Source organism: Paraburkholderia sp. RL17-373-BIF-A (genome assembly GCF_046030175.1).
Lineage (GTDB): Bacteria > Pseudomonadota > Gammaproteobacteria > Burkholderiales > Burkholderiaceae > Paraburkholderia.
This window is the reverse complement of the sequence record NZ_JARESO010000001.1, coordinates 291,430-303,772: the sequence shown is the minus strand read 5'-3', so window position 1 is coordinate 303,772 and position 12,343 is coordinate 291,430. Positions and strand designations below refer to the sequence as shown.

Annotated in this window: 12 protein-coding genes and 1 riboswitch; of the genes, 6 read left to right on the top strand and 6 right to left on the bottom strand. The window is 61.2% G+C overall.

Annotated features, from left to right (window positions below; translation table 11 throughout):
* Nucleotides 1-2: 2 nt before the first annotated feature.
* A complete protein-coding gene (locus P0D80_RS01325; protein ID WP_408280416.1) occupies nucleotides 3-1,748 on the bottom strand; it encodes a sensor histidine kinase in 1,746 nt (581 codons plus the stop codon).
* A gap of 401 nt (nucleotides 1,749-2,149) precedes the next feature.
* Here P0D80_RS01325 and P0D80_RS01320 point away from each other — a divergent pair, with 401 nt between their 5' ends.
* Nucleotides 2,150-3,337, top strand: coding sequence for an ammonium transporter (locus tag P0D80_RS01320; protein ID WP_408179223.1), 1,188 nt, complete (start codon nucleotides 2,150-2,152; stop codon nucleotides 3,335-3,337).
* Between the two features lie 147 nt (nucleotides 3,338-3,484).
* Nucleotides 3,485-3,546, top strand: a riboswitch (Fluoride riboswitch).
* Nucleotides 3,547-3,624: 78 nt separating this feature from the next.
* Nucleotides 3,625-4,005 carry a fluoride efflux transporter CrcB gene (gene crcB / locus P0D80_RS01315; RefSeq protein ID WP_132374975.1) on the top strand — a complete coding sequence of 127 codons (381 nt, stop codon included), beginning with the start codon at nucleotides 3,625-3,627 and terminating at the stop codon, nucleotides 4,003-4,005.
* 190 nt (nucleotides 4,006-4,195) lie between these two features.
* Here the strand turns inward: crcB and P0D80_RS01310 are convergent, their stop codons facing one another.
* Both P0D80_RS01310 and P0D80_RS01305 read right to left on the bottom strand, forming a co-directional pair.
* Nucleotides 4,196-4,618, bottom strand: a complete 423-nt coding sequence (locus tag P0D80_RS01310) for a tautomerase family protein (RefSeq protein WP_132374976.1) — start codon at nucleotides 4,616-4,618, stop codon at nucleotides 4,196-4,198.
* Nucleotides 4,619-4,633: 15 nt separating this feature from the next.
* Nucleotides 4,634-5,692, bottom strand: a complete 1,059-nt coding sequence (locus tag P0D80_RS01305; protein WP_408280412.1) for an aminotransferase class I/II-fold pyridoxal phosphate-dependent enzyme — start codon at nucleotides 5,690-5,692, stop codon at nucleotides 4,634-4,636.
* A 366-nt stretch (nucleotides 5,693-6,058) separates the two neighbouring features.
* On the opposite strand from P0D80_RS01305, the gene gcvA reads away from it, so the two are divergent.
* A complete protein-coding gene (gene gcvA, locus P0D80_RS01300; RefSeq protein ID WP_408280408.1) occupies nucleotides 6,059-6,943 on the top strand; it encodes a transcriptional regulator GcvA in 885 nt (294 codons plus the stop codon).
* A gap of 163 nt (nucleotides 6,944-7,106) precedes the next feature.
* Here the strand turns inward: gcvA and P0D80_RS01295 are convergent, their stop codons facing one another.
* On the bottom strand, nucleotides 7,107-7,832 hold the full coding sequence (locus tag P0D80_RS01295) for a haloacid dehalogenase type II (protein ID WP_408280405.1): 726 nt from the start codon (nucleotides 7,830-7,832) through the stop codon (nucleotides 7,107-7,109).
* Nucleotides 7,833-8,029: 197 nt separating this feature from the next.
* Here P0D80_RS01295 and P0D80_RS01290 point away from each other — a divergent pair, with 197 nt between their 5' ends.
* The 3 genes from P0D80_RS01290 to P0D80_RS01280 all read left to right on the top strand — a co-directional run bounded on the left by P0D80_RS01290 (nucleotide 8,030) and on the right by P0D80_RS01280 (nucleotide 10,609).
* Nucleotides 8,030-8,293, top strand: a complete 264-nt coding sequence (locus P0D80_RS01290) for a PepSY domain-containing protein (protein ID WP_132374980.1) — start codon at nucleotides 8,030-8,032, stop codon at nucleotides 8,291-8,293.
* Between the two features lie 15 nt (nucleotides 8,294-8,308).
* Nucleotides 8,309-8,830 carry a cytochrome b/b6 domain-containing protein gene (locus tag P0D80_RS01285; protein WP_408280403.1) on the top strand — a complete coding sequence of 174 codons (522 nt, stop codon included), beginning with the start codon at nucleotides 8,309-8,311 and terminating at the stop codon, nucleotides 8,828-8,830.
* Between the two features lie 426 nt (nucleotides 8,831-9,256).
* On the top strand, nucleotides 9,257-10,609 hold the full coding sequence (locus P0D80_RS01280; RefSeq protein ID WP_132374982.1) for a dicarboxylate/amino acid:cation symporter: 1,353 nt from the start codon (nucleotides 9,257-9,259) through the stop codon (nucleotides 10,607-10,609).
* A gap of 45 nt (nucleotides 10,610-10,654) precedes the next feature.
* On the opposite strand, the gene P0D80_RS01275 is transcribed toward P0D80_RS01280, so the two are convergent.
* Nucleotides 10,655-11,485, bottom strand: a complete 831-nt coding sequence (locus tag P0D80_RS01275; protein ID WP_408179230.1) for a DUF8737 domain-containing protein — start codon at nucleotides 11,483-11,485, stop codon at nucleotides 10,655-10,657.
* The gene (locus tag P0D80_RS01270; protein ID WP_408179231.1) at nucleotides 11,485-12,336 is read right to left on the bottom strand and encodes an SAM-dependent methyltransferase; all 852 of its coding nucleotides are present in this window, start codon (nucleotides 12,334-12,336) and stop codon (nucleotides 11,485-11,487) included. The genes P0D80_RS01275 and P0D80_RS01270 overlap by 1 nt, the downstream gene beginning before the upstream one ends.
* Between the last annotated feature and the right edge of the window lie 7 nt (nucleotides 12,337-12,343).

The following is a 12,343-nucleotide window of genomic DNA, read 5'->3' as shown; positions in this document are numbered from 1 at the left end:
GGCTACGGCGCAGTGATGCCGGGCTGGGCATCCGCGGCATGCGCTGCGCTGCCGCTGCCACTCTTTCGATCGCGATCTTCCAGCCCCGGGCGGGCATCCCGAATGGCTTGAACACTCGCCACCTCCAGTGGCGCTTGCGTGCCGACAGCCGGTTGCGCGATCCGCGCTTCGGCTTCAGGCAGCGACAGATAGAACGTCGTGCCCACGCCTTCTCTCGACTCCGCCCACACACGTCCCCCATGCCGCTCCACTACGCGGCGCACGAGCGCGAGGCCGATGCCCTCGCCCGCCGCCACATTGCCGTGCAAGCGCTGAAACGCGTTGAATAGCCGCGGCAAGGCGACCGCCGGAATACCCAGGCCGTTGTCCCGCACGTAGAAAATCCGCAGCGAGTGCACGCCCGGCGGCGCCGGCGTCGTACCGATCTCGATCCTGCCTTCCCGCGACGGGTCCAGATAATTCACCGCGTTGCCGATCAGGTTCGCGAACACCTGTTCCAGCGCGGTGGGGTCGCCCCACACCGCGGGCAATTCATCCACGCTGACATGAGCACGGCGCGCGCGGATCGAGCCTTGCATCGCATCGACTACGCGCGGCACGATATCGCGCACCTCGACCTTCTGCTGCCGATATTCCACGCGGCCCACGCGCGACAGGCGCAACAGCGCGTCGATGATGTGCGAAGCGCGCAGCACCGCCGTCTGCAGATAGTGCAGCGCTTCGCCGATGTCCTCGTCGACCACCCGTTCGATGCGCTGCCGCGTCTCGGCCGCAAGCGACGACTCGCGCACCGCGGCGCGCAGTTCGTCGCACGAGCGAATCAGTTCCTTCGAGAAGCCTTGCAGGTTCACCAGCGGCGCACGCAGATCGTGCGACACGCTGTAAATGAACATTTCGTTTTCCTGGGTCTGCTGACGCAAGGTCTCGTTGATCCGCGCCAGTTCGCCGGTACGGCGCGCAAGGTCGGCCCGGAAGCGCGCCTGGATGCGCTCGGCTTCGAGCAAGCGCCGGCTGGTCTCGTGCAAGGTCAGATCGAGGCGCGCGATTTCGTCGCGTCCGGGGCCGATTGGCGCCAGCGGCTCATTGCCCGCGAGGCGCCCGGCGTTGTCGGCGAGGACCGCGAGCCGCCCGCGCACGCCGCGCGTGAACAACCAGACCGCCAGCGCCACGAACAGCAGGGAGCCGAACACGGCCGCGACCACCAGGGTCTGCTGCCGTTCGCGGGCGGCGTCGGCGGCATTCGAACGTAGTGTGTCGAGACGCCGCTCTTCCGCCTGGAACGCCGCGAGTTGCTGACGAAACCGGTCGAGCACGTCGGACGGCGCGAGGTCGCGGAAGCGCGCGAGCACGTCGCGCCGCCGGCCCGAATGCAGCATGTCCTGAATGCGATCCGACCATTGCCGGTAAGCCTGCACCGCCTGGCGCACCTGAACCACGCGTTCGACTTGGGCCGGATTGTCGGCGACCAGTTCGGCCAGTTGATCGATGCGCCGGTCGACGTCCATCCAAACGGTCACCGGCGTGGAGAAACGGGCGTCGTTAGCGAGCACCGCGCCGCGCAGCGCCACCGACTCGCCCAGCACCGGATCGAGGATCGCGGTGGTCTGGCGCAGCACCTCTTCGCTGTGGATAGCCCAGCGCTCCGCCTGTGTCGCATCTGCTTGCGCCTTGACCAGTCCGGACAATAGCGCCAACTCGAAGAGGGCCGGAATCGCGATCAGCAACAGCCCTTTAGTGGTCAGTCTCATGCGTGCGCATTGGAGGTCGGTGGCCCGGCAGATCATGCGCGGGGACGGGACATTATGTCGGCGATTGTGCAGGAAAACAAAGAGGGCACGCCATCGGCCAGGCATGCGCCGCCAACGTGCACAACGGGCGGACGCAAAACGTCAGGCGTTTGAATTAAACGTAAATCAAACCGAATAATTCGCCCTGCTTTGGGTCGCGCAGTTCGCGACGAAAAATTCATGCACATTATTTGTGCGTTCTCGTGCGGTTTCAGGTGCAGACGGGTTAACGGCTCGTTGCTCAAAATACACGCCGAATACCATCCAGGTGCCGGCTTGCACCGTGTCGACGCGTTTCGGCACAAGTTTGGCCCACTTCTTGCATTCACTGCCCGCTTTTTTGGCACAAGCAGGACACATCGATGGAAAGTCTGAAAACCGGCACCGACACCCTCTTCCTTCTGCTCGGCGCCGCGATGGTGCTGGCCATGCATGCAGGGTTCGCGTTTCTCGAACTCGGCACGGTACGCAAAAAGAATCAGGTCAATGCGCTGGTCAAGATTCTGGTGGACTTCTCGGTCTCGACGATCGCGTATTTCTTTATCGGCTACACGATTGCGTACGGCGTGCAGTTCTTCGGCAGCGCCGAGTCGCTGGCAGCTCATAACGGGTACGCGCTGGTGCGATTCTTCTTCCTGCTGACGTTCGCCGCCGCGATTCCGGCGATCGTGTCCGGCGGTATCGCCGAGCGCTCGAAGTTCAATCCGCAACTCTTCGCGACGTTCGTGCTGGTCGGCTTCATCTATCCGTTCTTCGAAGGGATCGCGTGGAACGACCGCTTCGGCGTCCAGGACCGGCTCGCCCACGTGTTCGGTGTGCCCTTCCACGACTTTGCCGGCTCGGTCGTCGTGCATGCGTTCGGCGGTTGGGTCGCGTTACCGGCCGTGCTGCTGCTGGGCGCGCGCCATGGCCGTTATCACCGCGACGGCGGCATTGCCGCGCATCCGCCGTCGAATATTCCGTTCCTCGCGCTGGGCGCCTGGGTGCTGGCGGTCGGCTGGTTCGGCTTCAACGTGATGAGCGCGCAGACCATCGACAAGATTAGCGGCCTCGTCGCCGTCAATTCGCTGATGGCGATGGTCGGTGGCACGCTGACCGCGTGGCTCGCAGGCCGCAACGACCCCGGCTTCACGTACAACGGGCCGCTTGCCGGACTGGTGGCGGTTTGCGCCGGCTCCGACGTGATGCATCCGCTCGGCGCGCTGGTGACGGGCGGCATCGCCGGGGTGCTGTTCGTTCATATGTTCACCTGCGTGCAGAACCGCTGGCGCATCGACGACGTACTGGGCGTATGGCCGCTGCACGGTTTATGCGGCGCGTGGGGTGGTATCGCGGCAGGCATCTTCGGCCTGCGCGCGCTCGGCGGCCTGGGCGGCGTTTCGTTCGGCGCGCAACTGGTGGGCACGCTGGGCGGAATCGTCGTGGCGACGCTCGGCGGCACACTCGTGTACGGTGCGATCCGGCTGACGGTCGGGCTGAGGCTCGATCAGGAAGACGAGTACAACGGCGCCGATCTGTCGATTCACAAGATTTCGGCGACGTCGGAGTGAGGTTCGACGGGGAGCGCCGGCGGCGCGCGAGATCCGCCGCACGAATCTCGCCGGCGCCGAACCTGTGGCATCGCTTCGGTCAGCACGTGCCAGCGCCCCGTCCGTGACCGCGCCGACCTGTCCCCACATGCACTGCCAATGTTAGACTTCTGCGCTGGAGATGGCATTCTCCTTTAACCGCCCTCGTGGCTGATGATGCCTGCTTCGTCCGGATGAACGCGGAGGCGGCATCGCGCTCCTCGCTCTGTCCGGTTTGTCGACACGCCGGTTTTGCCAGGCCTCCTCTCATGTATTGGTCCATTCTCGCTGTCGGCATCGGCGGCGCGCTCGGTTCGTTGTTCCGCTGGTTTCTGGGCATCCGCCTGAACGGCATCTTCAGCGGCTTGCCGCTCGGCACATTCGCCGCCAACGTCATTGCCGGCTACGTCATCGGCGTCGCGGTCGCCGGTTTCGCACGGGCGCCGCAGATCGCGCCCGAATGGCGGCTCTTCGTCATCACCGGCCTGATGGGTGGACTGTCGACTTTCTCGACTTTTTCAGCGGAAGTGGTGCAGCGCCTGCAGGACGGCCGGCTCGGCTGGGCGGCGGGCGAGATCGTGATTCACGTAGCCGCCTCGCTTCTGATGACCATTCTCGGCATCGCGACGGTATCGCTGCTGTCGCGCTGAAATCGCGGCGAGCCGCGGCGCTGGAGGCGCACGCGTCGCCTCGCTACGCGTCGCGAAGCTCAGGCATGCCCCCTTGGCCGCGCGAGACGACGCGGTTCCTGCCGGCGAGTTTCGCCGCATACAGCGCGCGATCCGCGTGTTCTAGTGCCATATTGATGTCGTCGATCAAGTCGACGCAGCACACAGTCCACTACTGTGCGTTACCGGCCCTCGGCACAATACGCGGCAACAGTTCCGGCGGTACTCCTCGATACAGCGATGAATTCTCCCGTGCCGTTTCCTGGAGAACGACCATGACGTCGGCCGCGTTCAAGCCAACGCGAGTGCCGAGGTTGTGCTGAATTTGTTCGATCATGTCGTGCTTCATCGAGTCAGGACGACCCGTGCTAATCCAGATTTGAACCAGCACGAAGTCGCGAGTCCGCGGTGTCGCGGAGAAGTTCGGGAAAACGGGATCAACAATGAAGTCGTCGTCTTCGTACTCGTGGATTTTCTGAAAGCGATCATTGCTGGGATAACCAGCGAAAGAAAGCGCGTCCTGAATACAGTCGGCAATAAGCCGCTTTTCCGCTGGAGTACGACCTTTGTATAAAGATATGGTCTGAATGGGCATCGAATTCCTCTACGGCTAGATGAGGCGCAGATCGCGGCCGACGCGCTCGAAAACGCTCAGCGCAAAGTCAATATCGTCGTCCGCGTGTGCCGCGGATGTCTGCGCGCGCAGGCGAGCCGTACCCTCGGGCACGACCGGAAACGCCAAAGCAGGAACGTAGACGCCCCCTTGCTCAAGCAACTGCGAGAACACCTGTGTCATTTCGGCGTCTCCGATCAGCACCGGAGTGATCGGGCTTTCGCTGTTCACCGTCTTGAATCCGAGTTGCGCTACGCCGCTGCGAAATTTCTCGGCAACGTAGCGCATACGTTCCAGCGACTCCAGATCCGAGCGTGCCAGCGAAACGGCGGCCGCCGCCGCTTCTGCCGCTGCCGGACTTATCGAACTGCTGAAAAGCGCCAAGCGCGCTTTCCCTTTGAGTTCCGCGATGCGCTCATTGCTCGCGCAGATATAGCCTCCCCCGACGGCGCCAAACGCCTTCGAGAGCGTCCCTGTGACATAGTCAATTTTGTCCATGCAGTCATGGAGTTCGGCACTGCCTCGGCCCGTGTTGCCCACCACTCCCGCCGCGTGGCTCTCATCGAGGGCGAACATGGTGTTGGAACGGGTCGTCGCTTCAAGAAACTCAGGTAGCGGCGCGGTGTATCCCTCCATGCTAAAAACACCATCGGTAATAAAGAGTTTGCGTTGCTGCGGTTCACCTGAAGACGATTGTTCCAATGCCTGCGAAAAACTCGCCACGCTACGGTGTTTCACTCTCACGACTCGCGCCCGACTTAATCGACACCCGTCGATGATGCTCGCGTGGTTCAACTCATCACTGAAAATCAGATCACCCGCGGTCGTAACGGTGTCGAGTAGAGCGAGATTAGCTGCCGTACAGGAATTGAAGACCACCGCCGCCTCGGTCTGATGAAATTCGGCCAAAGCCTCTTCGAGTCGCCGATGCGCGCTCGTGGTTGCAAGCGGCGGGTTCATCCCGGTGCCGGCGCCATATTGCCGCAAGCCCTCATGAAACGCGGCCAGCACAACGGGGTGGTTTGCCAAACCCCGGTAGTTGTTGGAGCCGAGCACGATGATCTTCTTACCATCTATCCGAGCACTCCCCGATATGGGACTTTGTATCACTCTCAACGACATGAAAATTTCATCCTCCGGCACTAAACGCTGCGCCTACCTCTTCAGTTAAGCCGCCTGGGTTTGCGACGTCCACACCCGATCATGAGCACCCTCATTTGCGCCGATCACCCGCTCCGCAAGTGGTTTGGGCAAACTGCTAATTTTCATTAGAAAATCTGATCCAACGCCGGCGTAATAGCGCCTACGTCTCACCATGCGTTCGAAGCAGAAATTTTCCCGATTTCGTGGTGAAATTGTACTCGCGGCAGAAACCGTCACGCGTTACCATTTCTGAAGGTTAATGATTAGAAATTCTTATCTATGGAAAAGCGGCTACCGCCATTGAATGGGCTTCGCGCGTTTGAAGCAGCAGCGCGTAATCTGTCACTCAAGCTGGCAGCCGACGAACTGTGCGTGACTCCCGCAGCGGTCAGCCAACTGGTGAAGGGCCTCGAGAGCTATCTTGGAGTCGCGCTGTTCGTCCGTGCCAACCGGGGTATTCGTTTGACCCAAGCGGGCGTCGACTATCTACCGGCAATTCGAAACGCGTTCAAACAGATTGGCGATGCAACTCGCCGCATCGCCAAAATTGCGGAAACGGGGACGCTCACAGTCAGCGTGACGCCGTCGTTCGCCTCCTACTGGCTGATTCCTCGTCTCCAAAGCTTTCACGACAAACATCGCAACATCGACCTCCGGGTGATGACCGGCAAGGAACCCGTCGACTTTGCCCACGACGTGATGGACGTAGCGATCCGTCATGGCACCGCGCAGCACGGGAAGTTCTACCGCGAGCGGCTGTGCGCGGTGGATCTCATTCCGGTCGCCAGTCCGACCTTGATCGCGCAGTTCGGAATGCCCGAAACGGCTTCGGATCTGACGCGCTGGCCGCTCCTACATGAGGTCGAGCGAATGAACTGGCATCTCTGGTTTCAGTCGCAATCCGTGCAAGGTATGAGCCTGCCAAGCGGAACCGCGTTCGATGACTGCGCCATGATGCTAACCGCGATTGTTGCTGGACAAGGGGCTGGTCTCGTCCCCGCAGCGATGGCAGCGTCGGCCCTCGGCGACAACAGGATAGTCAAGGTTTGGGATTTTGATTGGCCCGAGGACTATGCCTATCATCTGGTCTTGCCCGATGGAGACCATGGACCCTTGGTGGCTGCTTTCCGCGAATGGATAATCGGAGAGATTGCCAACTCATAGAGGATATCTGAGCATCGCTAGCTGCGTAAAACGCGCCGAGCCAACTCGAACGTCGAAGCGGCGCCCTGAATCTCTTCAAGTGTGAAATCGCGAGCAATGAAGATCGCCGCCACCGGCGCGGCGTATCAAACCGACATGAACGCCGGTGCATCACGGAGGTCGCTTACTTCTGCAGCAGCGCTTCCTGGTGAGCCTTCACGAGGTCTGCCATGCTGTTGAAGCGGAAGTTCACGGCAGGTTGTTCGCCCGGGTTCATCGTCGCGCCGAAACCGGTCTGCGAATGGCGACGATAGATCCAGCACGATGCCAGCCCGAACGCGTTCGCGGGCTTGTGGTCGTGAAACAGACTTTCCGCGGTATGGAGAATCGTCTCCTTCCCGATACCGCGTGCGCTCAGCTTGTCCAGCATGTACTCGAAGTTACGCGGCGACGGCTTATAGGAGCCGACGTCCTCCGCGGTGATGATCGCGTCGAATTCGACCTGAAGCTTCACGTTGCTGTGCGTGAAGCTCTCATTGTCGATGTTCGACAGGATCACCAGCTTGTAGTACTTCTTCAGGTACTGCAGCGCAGCCGCCGAGTCCTCGAATGCCGGCCAGTTACGTATGGACTTGCCGTAGGCGACGCACTCCTCGTGCGTGAAAGGCACCTGCCACTCTTCGGCCAGTCGCTTGTACACGATAGGAAGCAGTTCCTGGTAACGCTTGGCGGGCGTGTAGGCCTGCTGCGACGACTCGTGGCGCGCGTGCGCTTCGAGAACCTGATCCCGCGTCAGCGGCGGACTCACGCGCTCGAGCAGAGGACGCAAGCCTTCGAAGATGCCCGTTTCCCAGTCGATCAGCGTGCCATAGCAGTCGAAAGTCAGCGTATCGAAGTCGGTCAGTTTCATAGTCAATCCTCCTGTTGGTCGGTGAGCTAGACATAGTCTATTGGGCGTGCGCAGCAGCCGTTACTTGTGTTTCTCGCTACCCCCGCGCTTCCTTGATCCACGCTAGTTAGCTTCCATTCGAAGCCTACAATAAGCTTGCGATCCAATCTGGCTGGACGTAAAGTGGGCGCTCGACAAATCAGCAGATGAGATGATGGATGCTTAAGTTCCTGGCGCTATGTGTCGCATTGGGTGTTTCCGGCACGGCGTTCGCTAAAGCCGATTGCCCGGCCCATCCGAAGAGCGAGTGGATGAAGGAATCGGATGCGCGCGCTCAACTCGAAGCAGAGGGCTATAAGATCAAGAAGTTCAAGGTCGACGGCAACTGCTACGAAATCTACGGCCACAACAAAGAGGGCAAAAAGGTCGAGATCTACTACGACACCAAGACGCTTGCCGTCGTGAAGTCCGAGATCGACTAAACTCTGGCGCGCGCGATGCCCGTCAAAACCTGGGACATGGGCGTGCGATTCACGCATTGGACCGTTGCGGGCATCGTCGTGTGGAATCTGTTCGGGCCGACTGATCAGACACATCGGGTACTGGGATATATCGCTGCGGGTCTCGTTGCATGTCGCATCGTGTGGGGGTTTATCGGCACGCCGTACGCGCGATTCTCCGCCTGGTGGCCGACGCCGGCGCGTGTGAAAGACTACGTGCGCTCGCTGGGCGCCGGCAAGCCACTGCGTCATCTGTCGCACAATCCGCTCGGCGGCCTGATGGCGATCGCACTCTGGCTGCTGATTCTCGCACTGGCGGCAAGCGGCTGGCTGATGCGCCTCGACGCCTTCTGGGGTGACGACTGGCCGCATGAGCTTCACACGTATTTGTCAATCGCACTGCAAGTCTGCGTGTGCGTCCATATCTTCGCGGCCGTCGTCATGAGCATCTGGACACGTGACAATCTGATCGGCGCGATGCTGTCCGGCTTCAAACGCGATCCCGCCGACAAGCGCTGACGGCTGCGAGCGCGCTCCGCCGCTAACGACCGCATGCGGGCCACTACGAACGCCGGATACGGCCATTCACCCCCCGGCCCGTTCCGATGGCGCGCTGAATCGCGAATCAGAGGTTCGCAACCTCGCCCCGTATCAAACCCGGCGCAGTCACAGCGTTCGATCACAAAACGGTTTGCTGCGCTGCACGCTCGGGTTTGCCCGGTTGCCGCGGACGGATGCGAAGCATAGGCTTTGTAATACTTTGGTAAGTGTTATTCGCAGGTTGCCGGATAAGCCAGCCGTTCCCGCGATCTGCGCAGGATGCACAGGTGTCACGACCGCGCCGCACAGTTCGGCGCCGGGATACTTCCCCGCCGTCATACGGGTCACGCTGGCGTGTCAAACAATGCTCTGATTGACGACTGAAGTGATTGTTTTGGAGCTCAAATGGCTTCGCACAAACCGCTTTACCGATCACTTTATTTTCAGGTAATCGTCGCGATCATCGCCGGCGTTGTGTTGGGAATTTTCGCCCCGCACACTGGCGAGGCGATGAAGCCGCTCGGCGACGCCTTCATCAAACTGATCAAGATGATCATCGCCCCCATCATCTTCTGCACGGTGGTCGTCGGCATCGCCGGCATGGAAGACATGAAGAAGGTGGGCAAGACCGGGGGATTGGCGTTGCTCTACTTCGAGATCGTCAGCGCTCTCGCGCTGGTGGTCGGATTGGTGATCGTGAACCTGGTACAGCCCGGCGCCGGCATGAACGTGGACCCGAAGACGCTGGACGCGAAGGCCGTGGCTACGATCACCAGCGGGCGGAAGATGGAGAGCACGACCGACTTCCTGATGAACATCATCCCCTCGACCGTGGTCGACGCGTTCGCCAAGGGCGAGATACTTCAGGTTCTGTTGTTCGCGCTCATGTTCGGCTTCGCGTTGCACTCGTTCGGCGGTAGAGGCACATTGATATTCGACTTCGTCGAGAAGATCTCCCATGTGTTCTTCCGCATCGTCGGCTTCATCATGAAAGCGGCGCCGATCGGCGCCTTTGGCGCGATGGCCTTTACCATCGGCAAATACGGCATCGGCAGCATGGTCTCGCTTGGAATGCTGATGCTCACGTTCTATGCGACCTGCCTGTTCTTCATCTTCGTCGTGCTAGGACTGATTGCCCGGTTCCATGGCTTCAGCGTGTGGAAGTTGATCAAATACCTCAAGGAAGAACTGTTTATCGTTCTTGGAACCTCCTCGTCGGAAGCAGCGTTGCCTCGTGTCATGGTGAAGCTGGAGAATCTCGGCGCGAAGAAGTCCGTGGTCGGACTAGTCATTCCAACCGGGTACTCTTTCAATCTCGATGGCACGTCGATCTACCTCACCCTGGCTGCCGTCTTCATCGCCCAGGCGACGAATACGCCGCTTGACCTCACGCATCAGATCACTTTGCTGGCCGTCTTGCTGCTGACCTCCAAAGGCGCTGCGGGCGTTACGGGCAGCGGGTTCATCGTGCTGGCGGCAACGCTGTCCGCGGTCGGACATGTACCCGTTGCAGGCCTTGCGCTGATCCTCGGCATCGACCGCTTCATGTCCGAAGCGCGCGCGTTGACGAATTTCATCGGCAATGCTGTGGCTACGTTGGTGGTCGCCAAGTGGACCCATGAACTGGACGAACCCAGAATGCGCCGGGTCCTGGATAAAGAGACTCCGGAAGAGGCGGACGAGCCGGAAAAGGTGTTTGACCGTACGGACGAACGGATGCCCATTGCTACAGCAGGACCGGGCTCGCACAACATCTAGAGAGCCCGGCAAGTTGCCGCATCTATCGACCTGACAGGCGGGAGCTCAGCCGGCGCGTCGTCGGACCAACTGCCGCAGCGACAGCGCGTGCAGCAGGATCGAAACTGGGACCACGAAAGCAGGGGTCAGCACATCCGGATAAGTGCCGGCGCCGATGCTCGTCACGCTCGGAACGAGCAACTGGAAGGGCCCAGGCGAAGTGATCATCCCCAAGGTAATCGCGACGGCGAAATCGGCGAGGCCGAAGATGTTCCAGCCGATCGCCGCCTTCCGCCCTTGAGCTGTGCCGCTCGCCACGGCGATTGCCGCCGGCACGGCGAACAGGCCGGTCAAGACATCGCCGACGCCCGCCGGCAACGCGAACACGCCTGGCAGCGCCCCATGCAGCCAGGCGGCGAGAGCCCAACCGCCAAATACCCGATAAAGCTGAAGAGCGACAAGCCAGGTCGCCGGCATTCCATCGAGCACCTGCCCGACCCGCCTCGACAACAGCAGCAGCGGCGCGCCGAGCATAACGGGCAGGAAGATCGCCAACGGCAACAACGGCAACGCCGAGGCGCTCGTGCGAAAGACGCCATTGATCGCCGCGCTCCAGACAACAGCGAACCACAGCGTGTCTGGAATCATGACCGCCAGCCAGGTCGTGCGGCGTTGGCGCGGCGTCAGTTCCGCGTTTTCGAGCCCGAGCCACAAACCGACTGCAATAAGCCCATGGACCATCAACTGATGAGCGGTGATCGCAACGCCGCTGGTTGGGATAATCGGCTTCCAGTAGATCAACGCAATCCACAGCACGGTCAACGGAACCAGCCAAAGCAGGCTGCGCCAGGCGGGACGCGGCAGGACGATGCCGGCGGGAATAGAGGCGGCGGTCATCAGTGGTTCTCCAGGTTGATTCGGGTCGTGGTCAATGCAGCCTCGAACACCGCGGTGAGAATGCCGAGTCGGCCTTCCAGGAGATTTCGCGCCAGGTTGGTGGAAAGCTGCGCGAAGTCCGGCCCCATCACCACGCCGAGATTTGGCGAGGGCGGTGGTCCTGACGCACGCAGTTGGGTGAACCAGGCCTTTGCGGCGTCGGTGTCGTTTTGCGATGCCAGCGTGCGGAAGCCTGCCTGTTCAATCGCCTCGCGCGTTGCATCGGCAGTCAGGAGAAAGCTTGTTGTCGACGTGCGCGCCCAGGGAACCGGGTAGTACGGTTCGCTGCCGTTTGCGACGACATCGAACGTCGCGAACCGGCCGGATGGCTTCAGCACGCGTCGGATCTCCCGATAAAGCCGTGCGCGTTCGGCAATGTTCATCGCGACGTGCTGCAGCAATACGGCGTCGAAGCGGCTGCCGTCCAAGGGAAGGTCCAGCGCGCTGGCGGCATGGAACGACACCTGTTCGCTCTGCCCTGTGCGTCGGGTGAGATAGCGTGCGGCATCCACGAACGGTTCGCTCAGGTCGATACCCGTCACCCGGCAGCCATAGGTTGCAGCCAGAAAACGAGCCGGCCCGCCAACGCCGGAACCGACGTCCAGCACCGCCATGTCGGCGGTGATCCCGGCGAGTTTGGCAAGTTCGGCGGTGGCCGCAAGCCCACGGGTGTGAAACTGGTCAAGGGCGCCTAGTTGCTGCGGCGTGAGTTGCTGATCCTCCGGCCCAAAAACTGCGAGCGCGATCTTCAACCGGTCGGTCAGGCCGGTCGCGTAATAGTGATCTCGTACGCCATCAAGTGCATCAGTCATTGCAAGG

Bases quoted from the DNA above. Each gene is read 5' to 3' on its own strand.
- P0D80_RS01325 (WP_408280416.1), bottom strand. From the start codon at position 1,748: ATGAGACTGACCACTAAAGGGCTGTTGCTGATCGCGATTCCGGCCCTC.
- P0D80_RS01320 (WP_408179223.1), top strand. From the start codon at position 2,150: ATGGAAAGTCTGAAAACCGGCACCGACACCCTCTTCCTTCTGCTCGGC.
- crcB (WP_132374975.1), top strand. From the start codon at position 3,625: ATGTATTGGTCCATTCTCGCTGTCGGCATCGGCGGCGCGCTCGGTTCG.
- P0D80_RS01310 (WP_132374976.1), bottom strand. From the start codon at position 4,618: ATGCCCATTCAGACCATATCTTTATACAAAGGTCGTACTCCAGCGGAA.
- gcvA (WP_408280408.1), top strand. From the start codon at position 6,059: ATGGAAAAGCGGCTACCGCCATTGAATGGGCTTCGCGCGTTTGAAGCA.
- P0D80_RS01295 (WP_408280405.1), bottom strand. From the start codon at position 7,832: ATGAAACTGACCGACTTCGATACGCTGACTTTCGACTGCTATGGCACG.
- P0D80_RS01290 (WP_132374980.1), top strand. From the start codon at position 8,030: ATGCTTAAGTTCCTGGCGCTATGTGTCGCATTGGGTGTTTCCGGCACG.
- P0D80_RS01285 (WP_408280403.1), top strand. From the start codon at position 8,309: ATGCCCGTCAAAACCTGGGACATGGGCGTGCGATTCACGCATTGGACC.
- P0D80_RS01280 (WP_132374982.1), top strand. From the start codon at position 9,257: ATGGCTTCGCACAAACCGCTTTACCGATCACTTTATTTTCAGGTAATC.
- P0D80_RS01275 (WP_408179230.1), bottom strand. From the start codon at position 11,485: ATGACCGCCGCCTCTATTCCCGCCGGCATCGTCCTGCCGCGTCCCGCC.
- P0D80_RS01270 (WP_408179231.1), bottom strand. From the start codon at position 12,336: ATGACTGATGCACTTGATGGCGTACGAGATCACTATTACGCGACCGGC.